28 protein-coding genes and 3 pseudogenes are annotated in these 24,743 nt (G+C 39.7%); 21 read left to right on the top strand and 10 right to left on the bottom strand.

The window, feature by feature from the left end:
• The 6 genes and pseudogenes from DRZ93_RS13550 to DRZ93_RS13545 form a co-directional block, all read left to right on the top strand.
• Nucleotides 1-300: pseudogene (locus DRZ93_RS13550) on the top strand (hypothetical protein); the annotation flags it as partial.
• Between the two features lie 145 nt (nucleotides 301-445).
• Nucleotides 446-1,273: a hypothetical protein gene (locus DRZ93_RS07050; RefSeq protein ID WP_113746196.1), complete on the top strand. Its 828-nt coding sequence runs from the start codon at nucleotides 446-448 to the stop codon at nucleotides 1,271-1,273.
• The gene (locus DRZ93_RS07045; RefSeq protein WP_113746195.1) at nucleotides 1,273-1,608 is read left to right on the top strand and encodes a protein kinase family protein; all 336 of its coding nucleotides are present in this window, start codon (nucleotides 1,273-1,275) and stop codon (nucleotides 1,606-1,608) included. Before DRZ93_RS07050 ends, DRZ93_RS07045 begins: the two co-directional genes overlap by 1 nt.
• Nucleotides 1,601-1,864: a lipopolysaccharide kinase InaA family protein gene (locus tag DRZ93_RS14030; protein WP_172458115.1), complete on the top strand. Its 264-nt coding sequence runs from the start codon at nucleotides 1,601-1,603 to the stop codon at nucleotides 1,862-1,864. The genes DRZ93_RS07045 and DRZ93_RS14030 overlap by 8 nt, the downstream gene beginning before the upstream one ends.
• Before the next feature lie 245 nt (nucleotides 1,865-2,109).
• Complete coding sequence (locus DRZ93_RS07035; protein WP_113746193.1) at nucleotides 2,110-2,394, top strand: NAD(P)H-dependent oxidoreductase; 285 nt, start codon at nucleotides 2,110-2,112, stop codon at nucleotides 2,392-2,394.
• A 46-nt stretch (nucleotides 2,395-2,440) separates the two neighbouring features.
• Complete coding sequence (locus DRZ93_RS13545; protein WP_172457971.1) at nucleotides 2,441-2,605, top strand: hypothetical protein; 165 nt, start codon at nucleotides 2,441-2,443, stop codon at nucleotides 2,603-2,605.
• 70 nt (nucleotides 2,606-2,675) lie between these two features.
• Here the strand turns inward: DRZ93_RS13545 and DRZ93_RS07030 are convergent, their stop codons facing one another.
• The 5 genes and pseudogenes from DRZ93_RS07030 to waaF all read right to left on the bottom strand — a co-directional run bounded on the left by DRZ93_RS07030 (nucleotide 2,676) and on the right by waaF (nucleotide 4,921).
• Nucleotides 2,676-3,035, bottom strand: a complete 360-nt coding sequence (locus DRZ93_RS07030) for a 3-deoxy-D-manno-octulosonic acid transferase (RefSeq protein ID WP_146741102.1) — start codon at nucleotides 3,033-3,035, stop codon at nucleotides 2,676-2,678.
• A gap of 138 nt (nucleotides 3,036-3,173) precedes the next feature.
• On the bottom strand, nucleotides 3,174-3,767 hold the full coding sequence (locus DRZ93_RS07025; protein WP_113746191.1) for a glycosyltransferase N-terminal domain-containing protein: 594 nt from the start codon (nucleotides 3,765-3,767) through the stop codon (nucleotides 3,174-3,176).
• A 166-nt stretch (nucleotides 3,768-3,933) separates the two neighbouring features.
• Entirely contained in the window at nucleotides 3,934-4,149 is a 216-nt protein-coding gene (locus DRZ93_RS13885) for a glycosyltransferase family 9 protein (protein ID WP_281268123.1), read from the bottom strand.
• Between the two features lie 146 nt (nucleotides 4,150-4,295).
• Nucleotides 4,296-4,370 (bottom strand): annotated as a pseudogene (locus DRZ93_RS14025) (hypothetical protein); the annotation flags it as partial.
• Nucleotides 4,367-4,921, bottom strand: a complete 555-nt coding sequence (gene waaF / locus DRZ93_RS13880) for a lipopolysaccharide heptosyltransferase II (protein WP_113746188.1) — start codon at nucleotides 4,919-4,921, stop codon at nucleotides 4,367-4,369. The gene waaF and the pseudogene DRZ93_RS14025, both read right to left, overlap by 4 nt.
• A gap of 160 nt (nucleotides 4,922-5,081) precedes the next feature.
• Between waaF and rfaD the strand changes: the two are divergent.
• The 4 genes and pseudogenes from rfaD (at nucleotide 5,082) to DRZ93_RS13875 (ending at nucleotide 6,890) form a co-directional block, all read left to right on the top strand.
• Nucleotides 5,082-6,043 (top strand): annotated as a pseudogene (gene rfaD, locus DRZ93_RS07005) (ADP-glyceromanno-heptose 6-epimerase).
• Complete coding sequence (locus DRZ93_RS07000; protein WP_113746187.1) at nucleotides 6,025-6,360, top strand: hypothetical protein; 336 nt, start codon at nucleotides 6,025-6,027, stop codon at nucleotides 6,358-6,360. The pseudogene rfaD and the gene DRZ93_RS07000 overlap by 19 nt, the downstream one beginning before the upstream one ends.
• Nucleotides 6,305-6,739 carry a rhomboid family intramembrane serine protease gene (locus DRZ93_RS14020; protein ID WP_113746186.1) on the top strand — a complete coding sequence of 145 codons (435 nt, stop codon included), beginning with the start codon at nucleotides 6,305-6,307 and terminating at the stop codon, nucleotides 6,737-6,739. The genes DRZ93_RS07000 and DRZ93_RS14020 overlap by 56 nt, the downstream gene beginning before the upstream one ends.
• The gene (locus DRZ93_RS13875; protein WP_281268122.1) at nucleotides 6,654-6,890 is read left to right on the top strand and encodes a rhomboid family intramembrane serine protease; all 237 of its coding nucleotides are present in this window, start codon (nucleotides 6,654-6,656) and stop codon (nucleotides 6,888-6,890) included. The genes DRZ93_RS14020 and DRZ93_RS13875 overlap by 86 nt, the downstream gene beginning before the upstream one ends.
• 43 nt (nucleotides 6,891-6,933) lie before the next feature.
• Here the strand turns inward: DRZ93_RS13875 and DRZ93_RS06985 are convergent, their stop codons facing one another.
• The 4 genes from DRZ93_RS06985 to DRZ93_RS06975 all read right to left on the bottom strand — a co-directional run bounded on the left by DRZ93_RS06985 (nucleotide 6,934) and on the right by DRZ93_RS06975 (nucleotide 8,730).
• Complete coding sequence (locus DRZ93_RS06985) at nucleotides 6,934-7,230, bottom strand: flagellar basal body-associated FliL family protein (protein ID WP_113746184.1); 297 nt, start codon at nucleotides 7,228-7,230, stop codon at nucleotides 6,934-6,936.
• A gap of 1 nt (nucleotide 7,231) precedes the next feature.
• Nucleotides 7,232-7,384, bottom strand: a complete 153-nt coding sequence (locus tag DRZ93_RS13540; RefSeq protein WP_172458113.1) for a hypothetical protein — start codon at nucleotides 7,382-7,384, stop codon at nucleotides 7,232-7,234.
• Nucleotides 7,385-7,555: 171 nt separating this feature from the next.
• Complete coding sequence (locus DRZ93_RS06980; RefSeq protein ID WP_245933787.1) at nucleotides 7,556-8,098, bottom strand: ROK family protein; 543 nt, start codon at nucleotides 8,096-8,098, stop codon at nucleotides 7,556-7,558.
• A gap of 23 nt (nucleotides 8,099-8,121) precedes the next feature.
• On the bottom strand, nucleotides 8,122-8,730 hold the full coding sequence (locus DRZ93_RS06975) for a winged helix-turn-helix domain-containing protein (RefSeq protein WP_172458111.1): 609 nt from the start codon (nucleotides 8,728-8,730) through the stop codon (nucleotides 8,122-8,124).
• Nucleotides 8,731-9,291: 561 nt separating this feature from the next.
• Here DRZ93_RS06975 and DRZ93_RS06970 point away from each other — a divergent pair.
• From DRZ93_RS06970 to DRZ93_RS06950, 5 genes are read left to right on the top strand one after another with little or no spacing between them, the layout of a single operon-like run.
• Nucleotides 9,292-10,329 carry an NAD(P)-dependent alcohol dehydrogenase gene (locus tag DRZ93_RS06970; protein ID WP_113745425.1) on the top strand — a complete coding sequence of 346 codons (1,038 nt, stop codon included), beginning with the start codon at nucleotides 9,292-9,294 and terminating at the stop codon, nucleotides 10,327-10,329.
• Between the two features lie 3 nt (nucleotides 10,330-10,332).
• Nucleotides 10,333-11,835, top strand: coding sequence for a xylulokinase (gene xylB / locus DRZ93_RS06965; RefSeq protein WP_113745424.1), 1,503 nt, complete (start codon nucleotides 10,333-10,335; stop codon nucleotides 11,833-11,835).
• The gene (locus DRZ93_RS06960) at nucleotides 11,832-13,328 is read left to right on the top strand and encodes a sugar ABC transporter ATP-binding protein (RefSeq protein ID WP_113745423.1); all 1,497 of its coding nucleotides are present in this window, start codon (nucleotides 11,832-11,834) and stop codon (nucleotides 13,326-13,328) included. The genes xylB and DRZ93_RS06960 overlap by 4 nt, the downstream gene beginning before the upstream one ends.
• Before the next feature lie 38 nt (nucleotides 13,329-13,366).
• Nucleotides 13,367-14,389, top strand: a complete 1,023-nt coding sequence (locus DRZ93_RS06955; protein WP_113745422.1) for an ABC transporter permease — start codon at nucleotides 13,367-13,369, stop codon at nucleotides 14,387-14,389.
• 27 nt (nucleotides 14,390-14,416) lie between these two features.
• On the top strand, nucleotides 14,417-15,415 hold the full coding sequence (locus tag DRZ93_RS06950) for a substrate-binding domain-containing protein (protein WP_113745421.1): 999 nt from the start codon (nucleotides 14,417-14,419) through the stop codon (nucleotides 15,413-15,415).
• A gap of 537 nt (nucleotides 15,416-15,952) precedes the next feature.
• Here the strand turns inward: DRZ93_RS06950 and DRZ93_RS06945 are convergent.
• Entirely contained in the window at nucleotides 15,953-17,200 is a 1,248-nt protein-coding gene (locus tag DRZ93_RS06945) for an IS256 family transposase (protein WP_113743108.1), read from the bottom strand.
• Between the two features lie 805 nt (nucleotides 17,201-18,005).
• Here DRZ93_RS06945 and DRZ93_RS06940 point away from each other — a divergent pair.
• The 6 genes from DRZ93_RS06940 to mtnA are packed head-to-tail and all read left to right on the top strand — an operon-like array spanning nucleotide 18,006 to nucleotide 24,686.
• Nucleotides 18,006-18,680, top strand: coding sequence for a class II aldolase/adducin family protein (locus tag DRZ93_RS06940; protein WP_113745420.1), 675 nt, complete (start codon nucleotides 18,006-18,008; stop codon nucleotides 18,678-18,680).
• Between the two features lie 23 nt (nucleotides 18,681-18,703).
• Nucleotides 18,704-19,792 carry a sugar ABC transporter substrate-binding protein gene (locus DRZ93_RS06935; protein WP_113743214.1) on the top strand — a complete coding sequence of 363 codons (1,089 nt, stop codon included), beginning with the start codon at nucleotides 18,704-18,706 and terminating at the stop codon, nucleotides 19,790-19,792.
• A 17-nt stretch (nucleotides 19,793-19,809) separates the two neighbouring features.
• The gene (locus tag DRZ93_RS06930; protein ID WP_172457970.1) at nucleotides 19,810-21,324 is read left to right on the top strand and encodes a sugar ABC transporter ATP-binding protein; all 1,515 of its coding nucleotides are present in this window, start codon (nucleotides 19,810-19,812) and stop codon (nucleotides 21,322-21,324) included.
• Nucleotide 21,325: 1 nt separating this feature from the next.
• Nucleotides 21,326-22,345 carry an ABC transporter permease gene (locus DRZ93_RS06925; protein ID WP_113743213.1) on the top strand — a complete coding sequence of 340 codons (1,020 nt, stop codon included), beginning with the start codon at nucleotides 21,326-21,328 and terminating at the stop codon, nucleotides 22,343-22,345.
• Between the two features lie 19 nt (nucleotides 22,346-22,364).
• On the top strand, nucleotides 22,365-23,591 hold the full coding sequence (gene mtnK / locus DRZ93_RS06920; RefSeq protein ID WP_113745419.1) for an S-methyl-5-thioribose kinase: 1,227 nt from the start codon (nucleotides 22,365-22,367) through the stop codon (nucleotides 23,589-23,591).
• Nucleotides 23,592-23,603: 12 nt separating this feature from the next.
• On the top strand, nucleotides 23,604-24,686 hold the full coding sequence (gene mtnA / locus DRZ93_RS06915) for an S-methyl-5-thioribose-1-phosphate isomerase (RefSeq protein ID WP_113743211.1): 1,083 nt from the start codon (nucleotides 23,604-23,606) through the stop codon (nucleotides 24,684-24,686).
• The last annotated feature ends 57 nt before the right edge of the window (nucleotides 24,687-24,743 follow it).

Below are 24,743 nucleotides of genomic sequence, written 5' to 3'. Positions count from 1 at the left end.
TATGCACTATCTCCATGGTTTTTATACGATGAGCTTTTATATAATCCATCATATCTTGCCTTGGGAGCTGCCATTTTTTTAAATATGCTGGTGCGCCTTAGAGTCAGGGGTCACAAAGTTTCCTATGCCACAGCATTTTTATCATCTCTTATGCTCTCACTCTCGGCAGGATTTTGTCTGCAATTGCACTTTTCCTGGCCGGTGCTTGTTGCCATTTGCGGTATTTCATATCTGCGCCGTGATATTACTATAAGTTTTGTAGTATTTTTGTTGGTCTTGCACTGGTGGCTGCAACCTTGATTCCATACATAAATGAGTTTATGGTAAATGAGGCTATAGAGAAAACAGCTCGCAGGATGCCAAGGACAGATACTTTGGCTATGGGCTTTTACATGTTTATCCTGTACTCAAGGCTTTGGTCTACTGGTTTAGATTCGGATCTTTATTGATAACCAAAAAGGCTCTGGTACCAGATGTGGCAGCTGATGCTCCTTTGTATCTTGAGATCCTCCGCTATCTATATTTAGGCATTACTCAGATAATAGGAGCTGTTACTTTAATTATAGCTGTATATGCCAACTACAAAGTCATCTCATCATCTCCGTATGCTCAGAATGATGGTATGCGTTTTGTCAGATCGCTAACCATTGCCTCTATGCTCGCTTTAATGCTGGCAGGTGCCATCTCCACCATTACCTTTAGCTACTGGCATCTGATTATAATCTTCTCTTTTGCACTTTTGCCTGTGCTGGTTCTTATTGAAAGATCACACCGTATACGTACGGCTCATATTTTGTACCTGGCACTTATCATGCTGGTTATGAATTTTATCTCAGCATTTAATTCAGATAAGTTTAATATCAATGCAAGCTATACAGATCAGGTAAATTATCTGTGCCTTGAAAAGTATGATGTAGCACAGTGTGGCTTGACAGAAATTGAGGCTCAGTCATTAGAATCAAGACGCCTTGATACTATATTCTTTGGTAATATGCTCTCATCTATGGCCTCATCAGAGCATGCCGACGTCTCTATTGACAAGGGCTATGAAAATAAAAATGTGGCAGTAAGTGAAGATAAGAGTTCTGATAACAATGACAGCAGCTCTGATGATAGCAAAAAGAGTAAGGAACAGTCACAATCTGGCGAGATTAAGGTTGAGCCAGCAGGTGGCCTGATACAGGATGACAGTCTGATGGAGACTGTACAGCCGGTCATTGAAGTTGACAGAAGTTCTGACAAAGAGGGCACCATAGTGCTTGGAAATGGCTGATGGCAAGAGAGACTTTAGAATATAAAGGCTATCTGTACCTTATTGCAGATAATGCATGGCAGAGTCTTGATATTGCAACAATAGCAGAGCGTTTTGATGTTAAGAGTATAAAGAACACTGCAGGTGATATTAAAACTGTAGGTGGCAGAGGCTGTTCTTTTTTATACACGACACAAGACCATAAAAAGCTTGTATACAGAAGCTACAGGCGCGGTGGTCTGATTGGCAGATTGCTTAGGGACAGCTTTTTTAAATACGCTAGATTCGCCCACAGAGCTTTTGATGAGCTTGAGCTTTTGCAGACAATGCGCGCATTGAATATTGCCTGTGCCTGAGGCTCTTGCTGCAAGAGAAAGCAGAGGCTTACTGTTTATAAAACAGGACATTATTATAAAGCAAATAGAAAATACACAGAATCTGTGTCAACTGCTAATGAAAAAGTCACTTAATGACAGGACATATATTGAAATATTAAATACCTGTGCACTGCTTTATAAAAATAAAATAGTACACAGTGACCTTAATATTAAAAATATATTAATAGATAATAACAAGCAGATTTACATAATTGATTTGATAAATGTTATATAGATAAAAACATGAGCAAAGATCTCTATGTAAATATGTTAAATAGGCTGTTACGCTCTTTGAAAAGGAGCAAAATCTGCACCAAGAAAGTTTTTATTTTAATAAAGATACTTTTGTTAAATTAATGCATAGTCATTTAGATAAAATTTAGGTAACATAATACTAGATAATATAACAGATAAGGAATGGATATAAAATGAAGACACTAATTATAGTAGATCATCCTTATTTTGATCGTTCAGTTGTAAATCGCAGATGGATTTGATGAATTACGCAAATATCCTGATGATATTCTGATTCATAACCTGCAAAGCTCATATCCTCATGCACCTATCAATGTCGGACAGGAACACTCTCTTATAGAGAACAACGGTGCAGTTGTGTTTCAGTTTCCTCTTTTCTGGTTTAACTCACCTCCTATGCTCAAGTCCTGGTTTGATACAGTACTTACAGCAGGCTGGGCCTACAAGGGTGGCAACAAACTTGAGGGTAAACATGTGGCTTTGGCTGTAACTACAGGCGGGTGCTGCTGAAAAATATGATGTAAATGCCGGAGCTCAATACTCTCTTGAGGATTATGTGCGCCCTTATATTCAGGCACTTAAATACTGCGGTGCTGACTTTAAAGGTGTATATGCATTCTATGGCGCAAACACCTCAGAGGGCGAGTCAGTTGATGCCTCTGCAATAGCAGTAAGCGCCAGAAATTATGTAGACTTTATCAATAATATGGCTATGAAGTAGCTACTTTTTAAGCGCCACTTCAAAAAGCTCAAGAGTTTTTGCTATTGCACCACGGCCTTTTTCCTGTACATCAAGTGCTTTTAAGGCCGGTTCTGGTGCATAGCTCTGTATCATTTATAAAGTTTTCAAGTAGTACATACAGTCTCTTTTCATCATTGGCAAGATAGGCTGCTCTTGCATCAATCATGTCCTCAAACTGCATCTTAAAATTATAATAGTAAGGACCTGTAATTACAGGCAAAGAGAAGTAGGCAGGCTCAAGAGGATTATGGCCTCCTATATCTACAAGACTGCCTCCCATAAATACAATGTTGCACAGACCAAGGTAGAGTTCTATCTCACCCATGGTGTCGCCTATAATGATGACTCTGTAAAGAGCTCGGTAACTTGTGCGCCTGTGATCTTCTGACATATCTGGTATTGACTTCATCTAAAAAGGCAATAGCCCTGTCCACACCGCTTTTGTGGCGCGGCACCAGCACTAGACGCAGATGCGGATACATATCATACAAAGAGAGAAAAACCTCAAGGATCTGCTCTTCCTCTCCATCATGTGTTGATATGGCTCCTATGACAAATAGTTGTCATGAGCCTTTTTAAACATATAGGATTCTTTGAAGAGATCATCATTTGGCACTAAATCATACTTAAGAGAATTGGCTACAAAGATTCTATCTTTATTTATACCTATGCGCTCAAAACGCTGGGCATCATCAGGTGTCTGAGCAATAACCATGGATATTTTTTCTTGCAATAAGATCTTTGACCAGCCACTTGAATCTTTCATATTTAAGACAGGTTTTCTCAGGCATTCTGGCATTAAACACAGTGACATTGACCTTATGTCTGTGGCAGATATCAAGCATATTTGGCCACAGCTCTGTCTCCATGATAAAAAGATGGGATTGGTTTTACTCTTGAGGTAAAAATACCAAGAGCAAGAGAACTGTCCAAGCGGCGCGAAAATATGGGTAATGCCCTTTATTTTCTGTGCCTCTAGGGCACCTGTGGTAGTTGTGGTGGTTACAATAATATTTAATTTAGGATGGCGCTTTACAAAATTATTGATAAGAGGTCTTGCAGCTATTACCTCACCCACACTTACTGTGTGAAACCATATGCTTCTTTTAAATCTGTACGGGCAAAAGCCAAAGAGCTCCATGACCCTCCTGCCATAGGGAGGATCGCGTCTTTTTTTATAGCATAGGAATAAAACTCCTGGTATAAGAGCTATCAGGGTTAAAAGCTTATAGATTAAAAGTTATGAAAAAGCTAAGTATTCTCATGTTCAAGCAGACTTTCTAACTTTTCTATAACCGTAGAGTGTTTTATATTTTTCTGACAGGCATAGGTTTTAATTTACACTCGCGCTTGAAGCATGGATGACATGGCTCGTCAGACTCGACACATATAGCCTTTTTAGACAGTGGCGGTGTATAGCCTGTGGAGGTGGAGCCAAAGATGCATACCTGAGGAATATCAAGAGCTGCAAGCGAATGCATAAGCCCTGAGTCATTGACCACAGCACCTGCACATAAAGTCAGAATATCAAGAGCCTCGGTAAGATCGGTCTTACCTGCTACATCATAAAATAAGGTTTATATTCAGAGCCTATGTGAGATAGAACCTGCTCAACACTGTCTTTATCTTTTTGTGAGCCAAGAGCCATAATGGCATAACCTTTTTTAATAAAGTGCTCACATACTGCAGCATAGTATTCAAAAGGCCAAAGCTTTGAAGGGCCATAGTTGGCACCGCAGCCTATGGCAATAAACTTTCTGTCCGTTTAAGATTAAGTCTGACAATTAGCTCTTCAGATGGAGGATAGGCCTTAAGGCTTGGATATTCAAAGTCCATCAGATCAGATGCTGTCTTAACCTCTTCATTTGAATAGGCAAGAGAGACATAGCGCTGTACCATCAAAGGAAAATCTTCTTTGTTTTTTCGCATCTCGTTGATAACAACATAGCGCGATTCGCCTTTAAGACCACGTCTGTAGTTAATGTCGGCATAATATGGAATCAGGGCTGACTTAAATGAATTTGGCAGAATAAAGGCCATATCATAATTGCCCTTGAGCGATCTGCCCACAACTTTTCTTCTTAGCAGATCAAACACGCCATGACCAAATGGATTTTCAATGGTATTGTCCACCTCTTCCATACGCTTGAGCACCGGTATGGTCCAGGCAGGAGCAAAGGCATCGATAATACATCCAGGATAGAGTTGTTTTAAAACTTTATAAGACTCTGGCTCATTGATGATGTCGCCAAGCCATGACGGGCAGATAATAAGTATTCGTGTAGCTGTTTGCATGCTGTAAATCCTTGTTTTTTAGATATTGTAGCAAATTTATATTAACTTGGCTTTTATGAATATCATGCCCACTTTGTGGCAGTATTTTTTTTAGTTTTTATTAAGAGCAAAGATAACTATTATATAATCAGATGGAAAAGATGAAATTTAAGGTGGCAATATGATTATAGTGACTGGCGGTGCCGGCTTTATCGGCAGCAATATCGTCAGCTTTTAAATGACAGAGGTCGCAAAGATATTTTAGTTGTTGACCATTTTAAAAGACGGACACAAATTTACAAATCTTGTTGATCTGGATATTGCAGATTACATGGACAGGGACGATTTTCTAGCCTGATTAAGGATGAAAAGGCTTTTGCCGCAAGATTTAATATAAGAGACATTGAGGGCATATTCCATGAGGGCGCCCTGCTCTGCAACTACCGAGTGGGATGGTCAGTATGTAATGCGCAACAATTATGAGTATACAGTAACTCTCTTTGAGTTTGCCGTAAGTCTAAGATTCCATTTTTATATGCATCATCTGCAGCCACATACGGCGGCGGGCTCTGTATTTGTTGAAAACAGAGTCAATGAGGCACCTTTGAATGTCTATGGCTATTCAAAATTCCTCTTTGATGATATGTGCGCTCAAGACTACCACATATCAATTCTCAGGTTGTAGGTTTTAGATACTTTAATGTATACGGACCACGTGAAAATCATAAAGGATCTATGGCATCCGTTGCCTTCCATTTAAACAATCAGATGTTAAAGGGCGAAAATCCAAAACTGTTTAAAGGTTGTATGGGCTATCCAGACGGCGGCCAGACCCGTGACTTTGTTTACGTTGAGGATGTGTGCAAGGTAAACCTATGGTTCTGGGAACATAACGGTCCATCAGGTATTTACAACTGTGGTACAGGCAGAGCCGAGCCGTTTTTAAATATTGCCAAGGCTGTAATCAAGTATCACGGCAGAGGAGAGGTCGAGTTTATTGACTTCCCAGAGCACCTCGTAGGTCATTATCAGTGCTTTACCGAGGCGGATTTAACCAAGCTTAGAGCATCAGGATGCGACATAGAGTTTAAAACTGTAGCTCAGGGCGTAGCTGAGTATATGAAGTGGCTCAATTCAAGATAGTAGATGATATAACATACCCGCATTTTGTGGGTCTGGTACCAAACAAGCAGACAGGCGTAGAGTTCTGCGCCCGTCTGCAGTCTTTGGGTATTGACTGTGCAACACGCTTTAGCGGGGCTAGCATTGGTATCTATGTTGCAAATCAAAAAGATGTTTCAAGAGCAAAAATTGAACTTCTGTCATTTTGCAACAAGAGCTTTACACAGAGCAGTACAGCCTCTAAGGCCAGAGAAATGGCAAGAGCCAATGGGCTTATGACCTATCTGCAGACAGCTCTGGTGCGCTTTAACTTTCTGTCTGTGGTTTACAGCCATTGAAGTTATCTGTGTCATTGCCTATGTCTATGGTCTGTTTGATGCCAACAGTGTCTATGCACTGCTGTGTCTTTACGATATAAGGCAGATAACGGATAGTGCTCAAATATGGAGACTTTTAACTCCAATTTTTGTACATTTTTCTATTTTGCACATTGCCTTTAATCTCGTTATGTTTGAGGCCTTTGCTCGCGGCATAGAAAATAAAATTGGCACTGTAAAGATATATCCTTGGTTATATCCTCAGGACTTATATCAAATGCCCTGCAGTTTTTACTGCAAAACCATGAAACAGGATCCATTTTGGTGGACTCTCTGGCGTGGTTTATGCGGTTATTGGTTATATGGCTATGCTCTCACGCCGCAAGGATCTACCAGATGAGTTATATATGCCACAGGGGCTTCTGACTGTGTCGGTTATATTTATAGGTATTGGCTTTTTATTGGGCGGTGTAGCTAATATCTGCCATTTAGGCGGACTGCTTGTAGGTCTGGCTGTTGGCTATTTTGATATGAAAAAGCTCAGGTTCTAGGCCTGAGCTTTAGATATTTTAAAATTTCCTCTTGATGTATTAATTACTGATAGAGGAAATTGATAATTAAAAAGTCCTGCACAATATTTCTGCCATCCTTTTCATACATCATATCGGATATTTTCTGCAGACACTCTGATCTAATCTCTTCTCTTGATGTTGGTTTGTTAACATCAGAAAAAACCTTGGAGCCGAGAATAGATATAATTGTATCTTTAATTAAGGCTTCACGTTCCTGCAACAGTGGCAGATCATTACTGTCCATAACCATGATATTGGCCTTGAGACGAACATAATGGAGCCTTTCTTTAGAATCGCTTTGAGCAAGGTTAGTAACAATATCAGGTTTTTATATCAAAATAACCAACCTCAACCTGCTCTGTCATAGCATTTTCAAGTGCATTTGGATCTGCAGCTGGAACTTCTTCAGCATAGACATTAGCCGTCATGGTCATAAACGGTATGGCACATATTAAGGCCAGTTTGTTAAACATATAAGCTCCTCAAATTAATTTGGCACTTAAGCTCTACTTAATATACTTTAGTTTACTCCAATAATAAGAAAAACTAAAATATTTCTTGAAAGCTTTGAATCTATATCAAGTAAGAGCCTCCTAATCTTTCAATAATTTATAAAAAACAGCCATTTTTAGAGCACTCATATACTAAAGATTTTTTATATGCTTTTTTCTGGCCGCAAAAGCTGCACCAAAAGCAGCAGGTTGCTCAAATATAGTTGGCTTTAAAAAGATGTTGTCTATAGGATATGATGCAATTCTCATAATCTCATTTTGTAAAATATCAAGCCTGTCATAGAGGTGAGGACCAATAGTGCCACCCAAAATGATTTTGACATCCAAGGCGTTGTTTAGATTATTTATCAGAATTGCAAGATACTTAATATATCGGTTATAACTTTCAAGTCTATTTAAACTAGGATTAGTGTTTAAATTTATAAAAAATTCTTCGATATTTTTATCTATACCAGAAAGTAACGCACTTTCATTTAAATATGGATCAACACATCCTTCCTTTCCGCAATAGCATAGTCTTCCGTTAGGAACCAAGGTTAAATGTCCAACCTCACCAGTTCTATTGTTAAGACCTTCCATCAGTCTACCTAGAACTACAATTCCACTTCCTACAGTTTTGGCTAGAGATAGATAAATAAAGCTGGCAGCATTGCTATAAGTACTAGTTTCTGCAATAGCTCCTGCGTTTGAGTCGTTAATTAAAAAAGATCATGCTCATCTATCTTTAAAAACTCACCCAAATCCACAAAATCGAGCTTTAATGCATGGGATTGAGCCTCCATAGGAGGATTAATAATTCCTGCAGGAATGCTGATACCGAGACCTCTATTGATCGAAATATTTGACTTTAGATCAATAACTTTATTTTTGAAACATTTAAATTCAGCTATTAGCTTGGAGAAGTATTTTTCCTTAAATTCAAAGACCTCATTTATGGATTCCATATGTACTATGTTGTTACAAAAGTCGATTGCACAAAAAACATATGACTCTTTTTTGATGTCGATGCCTAAGGAGATAATATGATCTGGGTTGAATGTTAACTTAGTTGCCTTTTTACCTCCAGTAGAGGAGCATTTGCCATCAGCAATTATCACTCCTCGATCTGTCAGCTCTTTTGTATATGAAATAGCCGTTGGTAAAGAGATTCCATATTTGTTGGCAATTTCTGGATTAGATGTGAAGCCATGCCTCGTAATTAGGGTGCAGATAAGTCTAGGAACACTTAACTCTTTGCTTACAGTTTTTTCTCTATAAATGGTCCCTTTGACTTTTTTATGATTTTGTTTTGATGTTGTCGGCTTCACAGTGACCTCTGACCTTGTTGAAAATACAATGTTAATTTTGTTTATGCGTATTTACTGTTAAACTCGCCAGCATCGAAATGAATCAATCCTTATATGACCGTTTCGTTGCAGCAACTCCAATACTATTCTGTAGGTTAAGAGCTAGTAGGTATCTTAACAGTACCAAGAGATTTTTTAAATCGTATATTTATTGTTTACTAAAGTATCTTATTAGTAAAAATATTTTACTAATTGATAGAAAATCTCTTTGGAATGATGTTTTAAGCAAAAAAATCAATCTTTGTAAAAATTACAATTTAGATTCTAATGAAATCTTATTAATAGTGTATTTTTTATTATTATAAATATGATGTATATCACATAAAAATACAGTAATTAGAAATAAATTTTATCATTCTGCTTGATTCAAATAAGATATTGATCACTTTTTGCGGTTTATAGTTAAAAATTTTCTAAATTTTTGTGAGAAATATCAAATTTAGGCGGTTTCATAGTAAATTGTTTTTAGTTATAAATAGAACAGGAAAAGTTCATTAATAAAATTATTTTAGGAAGTGCCTTATGAAAGCTTTAGTTTTAGAACACACAAAGCAGATTGCAGTAAAGGATGTTCCAGCTCCTGCAGTTGTTGGTGATAATGATGTCAAAATTAAAATCAATACCGTAGGTATATGCGGTAGTGATTGTCACTATTACCAATACGGAAAAATAGGATCCTTTGTCGTAGAGAAGCCAATGGTATTAGGTCATGAAGCTTCAGGAACAATTGTTGAGATTGGAAATAACGTTAAAAATCTAAAAGTTGGAGATAGGGTTTGTATGGAGCCTGGCATTCCAAATATGTCATCCATTCAAACACTATCTGGTTTTTATAATTTAGATCCTGAAGTAAGATTCTGGGCCACTCCTCCAATTGATGGATGTCTGTGCGAAACTGTTGTGCACCCTGCAGCTTTTACATTTAAGCTTCCAGATAACGTGTCCTATGCTGAAGGCGCAATGGTTGAGCCATTGGCTATAGGTATGCAGGCAGCAACTAAAGCTGAAATTAAGCCAGGTGATATTGGTTTAGTTTACGGTGCCGGCACTATAGGCATTCTCACAGCACTTGCAGCGCTTTCTGGAGGATGTTCAGATGTGATCATCTGTGATTTATTCGATGAAAAACTCGCTATAGCAAAACAGTATCCTGGTCTTCACCCAATAAATAGTAAGAATAAAGAAGAATTAGCAGCTAAGGTTTGTGAGTTAACATCTGGCATGGGTGTTAATGTTGCATTTGAATGTACAGGTGCTGCTCCTGTAATTTTAAATGTAACAGAGCATGTAGCTCCTAGCGGTACCGTTGTTCTTGTCGGTATGCCAATAGAACCTACACCATTTGATATTGTTGCAGCACAGGCAAAAGAAATAACCTTCAAAACCATTTTCAGATACGCAAATATGTATCCAAAAACTATTGCTTTATTGGCTTCTGGAAAACTTGATGTCAAACCGCTTATTTCTGCGAGATTCAAGTTTGATGACGTAGTAGATGCTTATGAAAGAGCTGCCGAAGGTCGTGCTACAGATGTCAAGATTGTTATAGAGATGGAGTAAAAGATGTCATACTTTACAGGAATTGATTGTGGTACACAAAGCACCAAAGTTGTAATAGTTGATACCGACACTCACAAGATTATTGGAGAGGGTAGTGCAGCTCACGACTTGATAGCTGACCACAATGGAAAACGCGAGCAAGAGGCTGAGTGGTGGATCGAGGCTTTAGTAAGTTCATTTAAACAGGCATTAAATCAGGCACAGATATCAGGAAAAGATATAAAGGGCATTGGTGTTTCTGGTCAGCAGCATGGATTTGTGCCTGTTGATAAAAATGGCAAAGTGATCTGTCCTGTAAAGTTATGGTGTGATACTTCCACCGCAAAAGAAAATCAGGAAATAATAGATGCTTTAGGAGGAACTAAGGCCTGCATTGAAAAGCTAGGAATAGTTCCTCAAACGGGATATACAGTATCAAAGATTTTAAATCTTAAGAAAAACAATAAGGAATTATATGAGCAGTTAGATAGCATCATGCTACCTCACGATTATATAAATTTCTATTTGACAGGGAATAAAGTCGCAGAATATGGAGACGCTTCTGGAACAGGCTTGTTAAATGTCAAAACAAAAAGTTACTCAAAAGAAGTAATTGATTCAATAGACAACTCAGGAAAGCTTGAGTCTTGCTTAAACACTCTTATTGATTCAACACAGATTGTTGGTACAGTAAGACCAGAAGTTGCAAAATTACTCGGCGTTACAACTGAGACAGTTGTATCTTCCGGTGGTGGTGACAATATGATGTCTGCCATTGGAACAGGAAATATCAAGACAGGCATTATAACCATGAGTCTTGGTACTTCAGGTACTCTGTTTACATATGCCGATAATGTAAATAAGATCACAGACGGGCAGATTGCAAACTTTTGTTCATCAACAAATGGCTATCTGCCATTAATCTGCACAATGAATGTAACATCTGCAACATCGATAGTACAGAATTTACTGGAAACTAATTTAGATGATTTTAATCATTATCTGCAGAGCACTCAACCGGGCGCTAATGGCCTGACTTTTTTACCATTCTTTAATGGAGAAAGAATTCCTGCTCTGCCAAATGCCAAGGCAAGTCTATATAACATTGACGCAACTAACTTTACAAATGCCAATTTATGTGTAGCTGCTACTGAAGGTGCTACATTTGGTTTGCGCTATGCAATTGATCTGTTTAGAAAACAGGGTATTGCAGTAAATCAGATTAGATTGACAGGTGGAGGTTCCAAGAGTCAGGCATGGAGAGAGATCGTCTCTAATACAGTTAACTCACCAGTTGTGTGCTTAACAAATAGTGAAGCTGCATCCTTAGGCGCTGCAATTCAGGTAATTTGGGCAAGCTCAGAGCATGCTACACAAAGCTCACTTATATCTCTTTGCAATGATTATGTTGGTTTAGATGCATCGACACAATATACACCAGATACCAGTAAAGTGTCTCTTTATGAAGAGGCTTATCAGCGTTACTTAGAGATTTTAAAATCAGCTTATCCTCAGGTACAAATATGACAATAGAAGTTAAAGATATCTTGTTGCATGTTGATGGCGTACAAAAGTCTTTTGGACAGGTACAAGCATTAAAGGAAGCCTTTTTCACCTTAAAAAGAGGCTCTATACATGCATTATGTGGAGGAAACGGTGCTGGAAAATCCACATTTTTAAGCATACTTATGGGCTTTATCTTACCAGATGCAGGCAATATTTATCTTAGAGGCAAGCAGGTTAATTTTAAACATCCTGGTGATGCCATAGATGCAGGAATAGCTATTGTGCAGCAAGAGCTTAGTGCTATTCCTGATTTAACAGTAGCTGAAAACATCTGGTTGGGAAGAGAGCCTAATAAAAATGGTTTTATAGACTTTAAGAAACTCAATCAGATGACTGACGAGTTGATGGAGAGCTTGCACTTTAATATTAAGTCAACATCCACAATGCGTTCTTTAAGTGTAGCAGAGCAACAACTTGTTGAAATTGCCAAGGCACTGTCACATGCAGATGCTGATGTGATTATTATGGATGAGCCTACATCAGCTATTGGCGAGGAAGACGCTCAAAAGATTTTTGAAGTAATCAAAATGCTGGCTGCAAAAGGAAAGGGCATTATTTACGTTTCACACAGACTCTCAGAGATATTTCAGATAGCAGACACATATACTGTGTTCAGAGATGGCCGCTATGTTACAGATGGCATGATTAAAGATCTCACAAGAGAAAAGCTCATTGAGCATATCATTGGAGGTGAATTAAAGAGCGAGTTTGAAAAGTTTAATAAGCCAACTGATGAAGTGATTTTAGAGGTAAAGAATTTAACCTGGAAAAAGAAAGTTAAAAATATATCTCTAAACCTCAAAAAAGGGGAGATTCTTGGCATTTACGGTCTTGTCGGATCTGGAAGAAGTGAGTTTTTAGACACAATCTTTGGTATTAAGCATGCTACTTCTGGAACAGTAGAAATAGATGGAAACGAGCTTAAATTAAAGCACGAGCCAAGCGACTCAATCAAAGCCGGCATAGCTTATGTTACAGAGGACCGAAAGGAGACAGGCCTGGTTCTGTGTAGATCAATATGTGAAAACATCAATATTGCTTCATTTACTGATATCAGTAAAAGCTCATTTGTTAATGAGAATAAAGAGTTAAGACGCGCTGACGATATGATTCGGTTATTTAATGTGAAAACACCAAATGCAGCTGAGATAGTTGGCAATTTATCTGGAGGTAACCAACAAAAAGTTGTATTGGGTCGATGGGCTTTAACCAATCCACTTGTTTTACTTTTAGATGAACCAACTCGAGGTATTGATGTTGGCGCTAAAAAGGAAATCTACAAGTTTATGTCAGAGCTTGCACTAGAAGGAAAGGGTATCATTATGGTTTCTTCAGAATTACCTGAAATTATTGGTATGAGTGACAGAATCATCGTATTTAAAGATGGTGAGTTTGTTGGAGAAGTTGATGCCAAAGAGGCAAGCCAGGCTAGTCTCATGAAGTTAGCCGTTTAGTTATTATGTATTGATTTTATATAAAAGGAACTCTCGATATGGATCTAGCACACAAAAAGGGACCATTTGGTCTGAGTAAAGATACTTTAAGAAAATCTGGAATTATTCTTGCGTTCATTGGTCTGTGCATAATTGTGTCAATCATCGGCCAAATTCAGGTAGCAAGAGGTGAGTGGGATAATAATTACTTCTTAAGCTACGACAACATGCTTATTATTCTTCGACAGATCTCAATCAATGGCATATTAGCAATTGGTATGACGTTTGTAATTATTACAGCAGGTGTTGATCTGTCTGTAGGCTCTGTACTTGCTTTGGCAGGTATTGTTGCAGCAAGATTTGCTACAAGTAATTCGGGTTTAAAAATTGGAGATACAACAGATGCTGTTCTGTTGCCTTTCTTAATTGCATTAGCAATAGGTACTGTTTGTGGCTATGTAAATGGTGCAATTTTAAGTAAGTATAGAATTCAGCCATTTATTGTCACTATGGGTATGTTATCTGCAGCTAGAGGTTTAACCCTGCTTACAACAGGAGGCAACCCAGTATCTCAGCTAAATAGTGATTTTAGATGGATCGGTAATGGATATATGGCTGGAATTCCTGTCCCAGTTGTAATTTATCTATTAATTTTTATTCTGTCATGGATTCTATTATATAAAACAACTTTTGGTCGCTATGTCTTTGCTGTAGGTGGCAATGAAAAGAGCGCAAGAACATCAGGTATAAATATCGTAAGAATTAAAGTGTTGGTTTATACATTGTCTGGCGCTTTGGCAGGTATTGCGGGTCTCATTTTAACAGCAAGAACTGGATCAGCTCAGACTAATGCAGGTAATGCTTATGAGTTAGACGCAATTGCTGCAGTAGTTATCGGTGGCACAAGTATGACTGGTGGTATAGGTACACTTGCAGGAACATTCTTCGGTGTACTGATTATAGGCGTTATGAACAACAGTTTAGATTTGTTAGGTGTTCCATCCTATTATCAGCAAGTTATTAAGGGCGCCTTGATTGTTATAGCAGTATTACTTGATCCTTCACGTAAATCAAAAGAATAATCTTTTAAAACTATAGGAGTTTTATTTATGAAAAAACTAGCTTTATCTGTTGCTTTAGCTTCAGCCTTATTTGCATCAACATCAGCAATGGCACAGCAGCCTGTAAAAATATCTGTTTTGATGTATGGTATGAAGGCAGAGTTTGTGCAATTAATGGAAAGATATGGTAAAGAGCACCCTGCAGTTACTTCTGGAGTTGCTGAGCTGACATTTTATGATGGACGTTACGACCCAATGGTTCAAAATAACCAGGCAGAAACTGCAATTCAGACTAAGACAAATGCCATTATTGTAAACCCTCTTGATTTTGAGGCAAATATTGATGTAGCAACTATGGCTAATGAAGCAGGAATTCCTGTAGTTGTAACAAATGCTAGACTTAACACCGAAGATATAACAGCAGAGGTTGTTTCTGATGATGTTAAGGGCGGCTACATGGAGGCTAAGGCTGTTTTAGGTAAATTAAAGTGTAAAGGCAACGTTGTTATTATTGAAGGACCGAAGGGTGGTTCAGGAGAAATTCAGCGTGGTCAGGGCAATGATACAGCTATTGCTGAGTGCGGTGAAGGCGCAGTGAAAGTTTTAGAAAGAAAGACAGCAAACTGGAGCCGTGCAGAAGCTATGGTCTTAATGGAGAACTGGTTACAGAAACATCGTGGTAAAATTGATGGAGTCATTGCACAGAATGATGAAATGGCTTTAGGTGCAATTGAAGCTATCAAGGGTGCAGGTTTAAATCCTAAAGATTTTGCTATTGCAGGTATTGATGGTGTATCTGATGCAATTAGAGCAGTACAGGAAGGTGAGATGGTATCTATTCTGCAGGATGCTAAAGCTCAAATGCATGGCTCTATAGATGTAGCTTTAAGAGCTGTAATTGGTCCAGAGTATAAGCCAATGTCAGATATTTGGGCACAGTATGAGCCTGAATTAAAATGGGAAGATGGTCAGTTAAAGCACTATATGATTCCATGGACTGTTGTAAGCACAGAAAATGCTCAGGCTTTACTTGATGCACGTAAATAAGAAATATTAATATAGACCTTAACTTGAGTGATAGAGGTAGGCATATGCCTACCTTTTATACTGCTCCTAGTTTTAAAGTATCTTCATAGACTTCAGTGTATTATACATTGTGTGGTATAGCATCTTAATTGGGTATGGTTAACAATTATCCTGCTGTTTATGAATAATTCGAACTTATATGGTGTAATTTTTATTTCTACAAATTTGTGGATATGGGAGGGAACGGAGATCTGTGTAAACTAAGATCTCTTATTCTTTAATTGCGCAATTTTAGAATCTAAATTTATGCTATCTTGTTTTTTTCAACAATTCAATACCTCATTTCATGATTTTGCCTCTTCCTGCCCCTGAAAGCCTTTTATGGATTGGCGTAGCCAACCCCGTAGGGGCTTGTCCATAAATGGCTGAGGGGGCAGGAATCCCATGTTTATCACGTTTTGTCTCCCTTGGCTCTATGTTTTACAGGATGCGACAACCCATAGGTAATACGTAGTATTACCTATCCGCGCGGCGGGCTTGCTCCTATACGCTTAAAAACTAGTTTATATATGGCCTTATACGTTCAGCCAGACTATCAATGCATGTCATCTGGTTTAAGACAGATGTCCAGTTCCTGACTCTGCTCACACCCCATTTCTTGGCCAGGTCGCCTGTAATTCTTAAATAAAAGACTTTAAACACGGCATTCTTGTTCTCAAACATACCTATTTTAGTGACCTTACGTAAGCTGGAGTTTACGGCCTCTATAGCATTAGTGGTGTACATGATTTTGCGTATTGCCGATGGATAGTTAAACAGCTGTGTTACATGGTTGAAATTGTTCTCCCACACCCTTATAGCTCCAGGGTATTTATCACCCCATTTGTCTATAAGGTGCAGCAGAGCTTCCTCAGCTGCCTCTGCATTAATAGCTCCATACATTGCCTTGCAGTCGGCACAGAAAGCCTTTAAATCCTTGTAAGGGACATATTTACAGGCATTGCGTATAAGGTGCACAATGCATCTTTGTACAACTGTCTGCGGGAATATAGACTTTACTCCGTCTTCAAGACCAGAGACACCGTCCATAGACAGGAAAAGTATGTCCTTAACGCCTCTGCTCTTGATATTGTCAAATATATTCATCCAACATGACTTTGACTCTGTTGGGGATATATAAAGCCCCAAAACCTCTTTATACCCCTCAGCATCTAAGCCTAATATTACATATACGGCATGATTCTCTGTAGAGCCCTTGTCATTCTTCATCTTGACATAGATGCAGTCTACAAAGACAAAGGTATACAGAGGCTTTAACGGCCTGTTAAGCCACTCATTAACATCCGACAGGATAAGGTCCGTTATAGTGGAGATCTTGTCTTGAGAGAGCTTAAAACCATAGATTTCCTCAATGGTTGAGCTTATATCCCTCTGACTCATGCCTCTTGCATACATGGCCAGGACCTTTTGCTCTATCTGAGATACGTCTTTTTCCCTTTTTGGGATAATTACTGGCTCAAAGGTTCCTTCACGATCACGTGGAGTGTTGATCTCTGCCTCACCAAATGAGCCTTGAATGGTTTTCTTAGAATAGCCGTTGCGCCTGTTGGTGGTCTCCTTCTCATCAGTGCTGCTCTTGCTATAGCCTAAATGAGCATCAAGCTCAGTATTAAGGATCCTTTCAAAAACAGGTGCAAATGCTTCTTTAATAGCATCTTGAGCACTCTGGGCATCTTTTGGGTTGTAGTGCTCCATTATAAGGTCAGCTATCTTTTCAGCCATTGGGCTATGTTTAATTCTTGCCATATTAAGTAAACTCCGATAATGGTTATATTTTAAATCATCTATCTTCGTTTACACAGTTTTTAGTTCACTCTCGTGGATATATTTATATGGTACAGAGTATCTATTCCCTCCCTATTAAATCTTTGATGTAAGTTCACTTGTCGCAGATTTTCATTTGTTCTTAAACAGATCCTTTACTATCACTTTAGCGTCTCAATTATCTTGAACCTGATTTTTATAACTATCCACAACCTCCAACAGTTAAGTGTAATACGCTTTATGTGTCTTACTTATAGTAAATAACGGAGCTTTGCTTCCATTAGACAGTAGATTAAGGTCTGAATTAGAATTTAAATGTGTTTTAATCTATGATTGCCGTCCGAGTTTTTGGTGGATTCTAAGGCAATGTATTTAACTCATTTGATTAAGTAGTGTTCACTGGAAGCAACTTTTAATGATTCGACCAAACCTGCATACGCTTTTGTCTATGAAATAGTCATGCCAAAGGTCTTTATGAGGCTGTTTTAGCCCCCCCCCCCCCCCCTTATAAAATACAGCATAAGTCACAAAATTTTAGTGAAATTGTGACGGATAAACAAAAGTCAATTAATAGTTAACTTGATAAATTTACATTTAATAACAATAGGTTATTTCAATATTACAACGTATTCCATATTCTGATTTTATTGTAAAAAATATCAAACAGGTCACAAAAAAATGCACACTTTTTACCATACATTTTAAGGCTGTCACGAAAATGTACATAGTTTATAGACATTATAATGAATATTATCTATATAAATTATAAAAGACGGAGGTTTGAGTTATGTTAGATTCATATAAGAATGAAGTTTTAGTTTGTTCACAAAATGCCGAAAGATCTGGTCTTTGCAAACACAGATCAGGTAATTTTAGCGTCAGGGTTCCAGATTCAGACTTAATCTGTATTACAGCATCTGGCTTTGATCGCATGCGTATGACCGAAAGAGATATTGTAGTCATGGATCTTGAAGGTCGTGTGGTTGAGGCTCTGACCAATTTAAAACCTACAAGTGAGGCTCTTATGCACATTGCCATATATAAAGACAGACAGGATGTGCATGCTATAGCCCATACCCACTCAACAACTGCAACTGCCTTTAGCGTTTTAAACAAGCCAATTCCGGCCATTATCTATGAGCTGTCACTGCTCAACTGCAAAGATGGCAACACCATACCTGTTGCAAAATACGGTCGTCCTGGCACCAAGGAGCTTGCTGATAACGTAATTGAGGCACTAAAGGACAGTGATGTGGCTCTTATGCAGCAGCATGGAACCATTGCTGTACATCAGGATTCTCTGCATGAGGCTGTACTGCGCTGTGAGTACATGGAGGAGCTTGCCCGCATGTATCTGACAACACTTACAGTTTTAGGTCCAGGACGTGAACCTCCTGTTGTTCCTCAAAGTGAACTGCAGAAGTGGGAATATCCAAAGGAAATCATTTTACCTTCAAAATAATCACTAACCAATGTGAGGTGTATATGAAAATTAAACAAACATTACTGGCTGTAGCATTTGGAGCCGCCGCTGTTTCTGCTTCACTGCCTGTTATGGCAGCCGACGTTAACGGCAAGGAAATTAAAATTGCCGTAGTTAGAAACTTAGCTGCAGGCGATCATACTCAGCAGTTCCTGGCAGGCTGTGTCAGCGAGGGCAAAAAGTTTGGCTACAAGGTTGATACATTCGTAACCGACGGTGTTGACTCAAGAGCGCAGGAAACTACAGCTCAGGTTATCTCAAAAGGCTATGACGGCATTATTCTGTCACACGGTCAGCTTTCATACTCCTACGATCTGTTAAAGCCAGCCGTTGACAAAGGCATTAAGGTTGTAACTTTCGATACCATGCCATTTAAAGGCGGCGATCCAAAAGGTGAGCTGTTACCTACAGTAACCTCAACTGCCCAGGATGACTATGCATTAGCCGAGCTCTCATTAGGTCAGATGATGGCTGACTTTGAGGCCAAGGGCGGCAAATACCCAATGAAAGTATTAAAGACCTTCATGGGCCCAGGTGTTCCACCTCTTGACAGACGTAACACTATATACACTAAGCTTGAGAAAGAAGGCAAAATAAAGACTGTCTACACTATCTCTCCATCAGATCCAGCTAATGCCCGTGGTGACGTAACCACCAAGACAGCAGCAATTCTGCCAACTCTAAGACCAGGCAAAGTAGATGCAATCTGGGGCTGCTATGATGAGCTTGCCAAGGGCGTACTGCAGGCCTTAAACGATGCCAACCGCACTGATATGCCTATGTACACCATCGACATCTCAAACGATGACATTCAGCTTATGGTCAGAAATCCAAAAGTCTGGATCTCATCTGCAGCTGTAGATCCAAAACTCATCGGTGTAGTTAATATGCGTCTTATGGCTATGAAGCTCAACAACATTCAGACTCCTGACTATTTCAACCTTGAGGCTAAGAACATTAAGACATCTGAATTAAATGAGGGTGTCACAATGGAGAATCTTGTACAAATAGTTGAAGGCTGGGGCAATGCCGATGATCCAGTTAAGGCTCTAAATACACCAGAGATTCAGAAACTCTATGTAAACAAGTAATATATTAAGGGGAACTCATGACCGTGGATAAATTTCACTTAAGCATGAAAAATATCGAGATCGAGTTCCCCGGTATTAAAGCTCTCAAAGGCGTAGACTTTAATACCGAGGGAGGAGTGATTCATGCTCTTGTAGGTGCCAACGGCGCCGGTAAATCAACACTGATGAGTGTGCTATCTGGCAGATACACACACTATACAGGAGAGATCAGTATCAACGGTCAGAACGTTGAGATACGCTCTGCCTCAGATGCCAAAAAGCTAGGACTTGAGATTGTATATCAGGAGGTGGACACAGCCCTGATACCTTATCTGTCCGTAGCTGAAAATGTCATGTTTAACAATATGGTAAACAGCATGACAGGATCTGTTGTATCCTGGAGTGAGATCAAGCGTGTCGCCAAAGAGCAGCTGGACAAGCTCAACATCACCCTTGATTTAAATGCGCATGTTGATACTCTGACCCTCGCTCAAAAGCAGATGGTTTTAATTGCAAGATGCCTTGCATCAAACTGTCGTCTTTTAATTCTTGATGAGCCTACCGCTCCTTTATCTAATACTGAAACCAAAGAACTCTTTAGAGTTGTAAGAGATTTATCCTCAAAAGGCCTGGCCATTATCTTTATATCCCATAGACTGGCCGAGCTTTATGAGATCTGCTCACAGATTACAGTTATGCGTGATGGAGCTAATGTCTGCTCCTATCCATTAACCAAAGAGATTGAGCAGAATACTATTGTCGAGCAGATGCTTGGACGTAGCTACAGTGATGCCTATCAGAAAATGGATATCAAATTAGGCAAGGAGCTGCTACGCGTTGAGCATTTAAGCGAAAGGGAAAATGCCGTACAGGATATCAACCTTTATGTAAGAGAAGGTGAGATTGTAGGCATTGCAGGTCTTGTAGGCGCCGGTAAAACTGAGCTGTGTAAAACACTCTTTGGAGCCATGCAGGCCAGAGAAGGAACCATTACCCTAGAGGGTAAAAAGGTTGACTGCTCTACCCCATATCATGCCGTACAGAACGGTTTTGCCCTCGTGCCTGAAGAGAGACGTAAAGAGGGTGTACTTATCACCGACAGCGTCTATGAAAATATATCCATTGCCGCCATTGACAGCGTGTGCAATGCCGCCAAGGTTGTAAGCGTCAGAAAACAGAAGGCTGTAGCTGACAGATATATTGAAGATCTGGGTATTAAAACACCGTCTAATGACAAGGTGGTAGCACTGCTCTCAGGTGGTAATCAGCAAAAGGTGGTGCTAGCCAAATGGTTAAACTCCAAGGCCAAGGTCTATATCTTTGATGAACCAACCAAGGGTATTGACGTAGGTGCCAAGCAGGATATGTATGTGCTGATTGAAAAGCTGGCCGCCTCTGGATGCGGAGCCATCTATGCCACATGCGAGTTTAACGAGATTTTAAGCATTTGCGACCGTATCTATGTTATGTACGACGGTCAGATTGTAAAAGAACTTTTACCTAAAGAAACTAGTGAAAAAGAGCTGTTGTTCTATTGCACAGGAGGCAGATAACATGATTGCAAAAACAATTGAACAAAATCAAAAAGAAGATCTGATAAGACAGTGCGTAGACTTCTGCATGAAGTGGGGCACCATTATAGTCACTGTGCTGGTGTTCATATTCTTCACCTTTGCCACATGGGATAGTGAGTATAATGAAAGTCTGTTTTTAACAGCAGATAACATGATTACCATCCTGCGCTCCATATCTATTATGGCCATTATTGCCATAGGCATTACCTTCTCACTGGCTGTAAACGGTATGGATCTGGCTGTAGGATCAACTGCCAATCTGGCTGATACCTTTGTTATGACTATGTTTGTCTGGTACGGCCTGTCAGTTGGTATGTCTATCACTCTGACCATTTTAGTCTGTCTGTGTGTAACTCTTGTTAACACCTTCCTCATCATCAAGATGAAGATACCAGATATGATTGCCACCTTAGCTGTTATGTTCATGCTGCAGGGTGTTGCTCTGACCTATTCAAACGGCGGCGCTATCACCGAGCGTATGATGCTGCCAGACGGAACTCAGGCTCCAGGTCTTGTACCTCCATTCTTCCGCGAGTTTGGTATTGAGCCATATCTGATTATTATCATGATTGCAGTGGTAGGCTTTGCATGGTTCTTCTTAAACTTCACCAAGTACGGCAGATTCATGTATGCCATCGGCGGTAATCCTGAGGCAGCCCGTCTGTCAGGTATTCCTGTCAACAGATATAAGTTTTTAGCCTATCTGCTCTCTGCCGCTTTTGCAGCCATCGGCGGTATCTGCCTTGCAGCACGTGTAGGTACTGCTCAGGTTGGTGCAGGTGATACCTTCTTAATGCCGGCAGTTGCCGCAGCCTTTATCGGTTACTCAATTGCTGGTGCAGGCAAACCAAATGCCTTTGGTACCCTGGTAGGTGCTGTTCTCATCGGTATTCTGGAAAATGGTCTTATTATGATGGCTGTACCTTACTATGCCATGAATATTATCAAGGGTCTGGTTCTGGCTGGTGCTCTGGCCATTACATACTCAGTTAAAAAATAAAAATGTAAAAGGAGTGATTATGTCTTTATATGATACTTATTTCCTAATGAAAGCTGATGATGTTGCAGCCTATGTTTTAAACAAACTGCCAGATTTCTTTGCACCTGATGCCAAACTCACCTGCAAGGAAATCGGTGATGGCAACCTAAATTACGTGTTCAGAGTTACAGATGAAAATTCTGGCAAAACCATTATTGTAAAGCAGGCTGCAGAAGAGCTACGTATTTCCAAGGAAATTAAAATTTCAACTGACAGAGGTCGTATCGAGTCTGAGATTTTAGGCATACAGGGTGATATCTGCCCTGGTATGGTACCTAAGGTATATCTATATGATGGTGTTATGTGCGCCTTCATCATGGAGGATATGATTGGCCACTATATGATGCGTACAGCCTTATGCGAGCACAAAATATTTCCAAAGTTTGCAGATCAGTGCTCCACCTTCCTGGCAAGAACACTGCTTCTGACCTCTGATATTGTAGATGAGCACAAGCATAAGAAGGAGCAGGTACGCCGTTTTATCAATCCTCAAATCTGCGAGATTACAGAGGATCTGGTCTACTCAGAGCCATACCTTAACTACAATGATAGAAACAATGTGTTTTCACCAAATCTTGAGTTTGTGCAAAAGGAGCTCTACAGCGACAAGGCTCTGCACCTTGAGGTGGCCAAGCTTAAATTTGAGTTTATGAACAATGCCCAGTCATTAATTCATGGTGATCTGCACACAGGCTCTATTTTCATCAACGAAGAGCACTCATTCTTCTTTGACTGTGAATTTGCCTGCTATGCTCCTATGTCCTATGACATAGGCAATATCATGGCCAATCTGTTCTTTGCCTGGGCCAATGGTGATGCCACCATTGAAGATCCTGTGCACAAAGAGAAATTCTGCACCTGGTGTATTGAAACCATAGAGCAGATTCTAGATGGCTTTAAGGTTAAATTCAGCCAGCTTTATCAGGCCCATGCAACAGATCATATGGCCAAATGCAAAGGCTTTTTAGATTTCTACCTGCAAAGAGTGATTGAGGATACAGCAGGTGTTGTAGGTTTAGAGCTTATTCGTCGTACCGTAGGTATGGCCAATGTTAAGGATATAACCTCAATCAAGGATGAAAAGGCCAGAACAAGAGCAGAGCGTATTATCATAACCTACGCCAAGAACTGTATTTTAAACAGAAGCTCATTCTCCACAGGATTTGATTTTGTCTGCGCCATGAACAAGGCTATAGCTAAATTTTAGAGGATTGAAAATATGTCAATTTTAGATTACGCAACAGTAAGTCTTGATGATGAGAAAAAAGCACTGGTGATTATTGATCAGACTCTGCTGCCAAATGAAACCAAGATTTTACATTTAACCGAGCAAAAGGATATATGGCAGGCAATTTATGAGCTCAAAGTGCGCGGAGCTCCTGCTATTGGTGACGCTGCGGCCATTGGCATCTATCTTGCCGCCTGTGAGATCTTTAAGAGCAAAAAGGATTTTGACTCTTTCTATGCAGATTTTGTCAAAGCCAAAGATTATCTAGACTCTGCCCGTCCGACAGCTGTAAATCTGTCATGGGCACTAAAGCGCATGGACAAGGTGGTACAGGATAATAAAACCCTGGCCGTAGATAAGATTGTTGAGCTTTTGAAAAAAGAGGCTCAGGCTATTGTAGATGAGGATATCTGGATCTGCCGTAACATAGGTGAGTACGGTGTTACCCTGATTAAAGACGGCGATGGTCTCTTAACTCACTGCAATGCAGGTCAGCTTGCCACAGCCAAATATGGCACAGCCACTGCTCCTATGTATATAGCTCATGAAAAGGGCATGAAAATCAAGGTATTTTCAGATGAGACCAGACCTTTACTGCAAGGTGCCCGTCTTACTGCCTATGAGCTGCACAGTGCCGGTATTGATGTTACTTCAATCTGCGACAGCGCCGCTCCTACAGTAATGCGCAACGGCTGGGTACAGGCAGTCTTTGTAGGCTGTGACCGCGTAGCTGCCAACGGCGATTTTGCCAATAAGATTGGCACATCAGCTGTAGCTCTGGCTGCCAAGCGCTTTGGCATCCCATTTTATGTGTGTGCACCAACCTCAACTATAGATCTTGGCACCAAATCAGGCAGCGAGATTGTAATTGAGGAGCGTGATGGCAAAGAGGTATCACATATGTGGTATGAAAAGCCAATGATTGCAGATGGAGTGAAAATCTACAATCCTGCCTTTGACGTAACAGACCATGATCTGGTAACGGGCTTTGTGACCGAATATGGCATAGTCAAAGCTCCGTTTGAACAGGGACTTGCGGAAGTTGTCAAAAAGGCTGATAGCAAAGACAAGTAAATAGAAATCATAAAAGGATCTGCCATGTTTGACAGATCCTTTTGTTTTAAGCGGATA

Source organism: Anaerobiospirillum thomasii, assembly GCF_900445255.1.
GTDB lineage: Bacteria > Pseudomonadota > Gammaproteobacteria > Enterobacterales > Succinivibrionaceae > Anaerobiospirillum_A > Anaerobiospirillum_A thomasii.
This window is presented reverse-complemented; position numbering and strand designations above follow the sequence as displayed.

Coding starts and splice junctions, on each gene's coding strand:
- DRZ93_RS07045 (WP_113746195.1), top strand. CDS start 1,273: ATGGCAAGAGAGACTTTAGAATATAAAGGCTATCTGTACCTTATTGCA.
- DRZ93_RS06945 (WP_113743108.1), bottom strand. CDS start 17,200: ATGGCAAGAATTAAACATAGCCCAATGGCTGAAAAGATAGCTGACCTT.
- DRZ93_RS06930 (WP_172457970.1), top strand. CDS start 19,810: ATGACCGTGGATAAATTTCACTTAAGCATGAAAAATATCGAGATCGAG.
- DRZ93_RS06960 (WP_113745423.1), top strand. CDS start 11,832: ATGACAATAGAAGTTAAAGATATCTTGTTGCATGTTGATGGCGTACAA.
- mtnK (WP_113745419.1), top strand. CDS start 22,365: ATGTCTTTATATGATACTTATTTCCTAATGAAAGCTGATGATGTTGCA.
- DRZ93_RS06955 (WP_113745422.1), top strand. CDS start 13,367: ATGGATCTAGCACACAAAAAGGGACCATTTGGTCTGAGTAAAGATACT.
- waaF (WP_113746188.1), bottom strand. CDS start 4,921: ATGCAAACAGCTACACGAATACTTATTATCTGCCCGTCATGGCTTGGC.
- DRZ93_RS06935 (WP_113743214.1), top strand. CDS start 18,704: ATGAAAATTAAACAAACATTACTGGCTGTAGCATTTGGAGCCGCCGCT.
- DRZ93_RS07030 (WP_146741102.1), bottom strand. CDS start 3,035: ATGAAGTCAATACCAGATATGTCAGAAGATCACAGGCGCACAAGTTAC.
- xylB (WP_113745424.1), top strand. CDS start 10,333: ATGTCATACTTTACAGGAATTGATTGTGGTACACAAAGCACCAAAGTT.
- DRZ93_RS06950 (WP_113745421.1), top strand. CDS start 14,417: ATGAAAAAACTAGCTTTATCTGTTGCTTTAGCTTCAGCCTTATTTGCA.
- DRZ93_RS06970 (WP_113745425.1), top strand. CDS start 9,292: ATGAAAGCTTTAGTTTTAGAACACACAAAGCAGATTGCAGTAAAGGAT.
- mtnA (WP_113743211.1), top strand. CDS start 23,604: ATGTCAATTTTAGATTACGCAACAGTAAGTCTTGATGATGAGAAAAAA.
- DRZ93_RS07025 (WP_113746191.1), bottom strand. CDS start 3,767: ATGGAGCTCTTTGGCTTTTGCCCGTACAGATTTAAAAGAAGCATATGG.
- DRZ93_RS06925 (WP_113743213.1), top strand. CDS start 21,326: ATGATTGCAAAAACAATTGAACAAAATCAAAAAGAAGATCTGATAAGA.
- DRZ93_RS13540 (WP_172458113.1), bottom strand. CDS start 7,384: ATGTTTAACAAACTGGCCTTAATATGTGCCATACCGTTTATGACCATG.
- DRZ93_RS06940 (WP_113745420.1), top strand. CDS start 18,006: ATGTTAGATTCATATAAGAATGAAGTTTTAGTTTGTTCACAAAATGCC.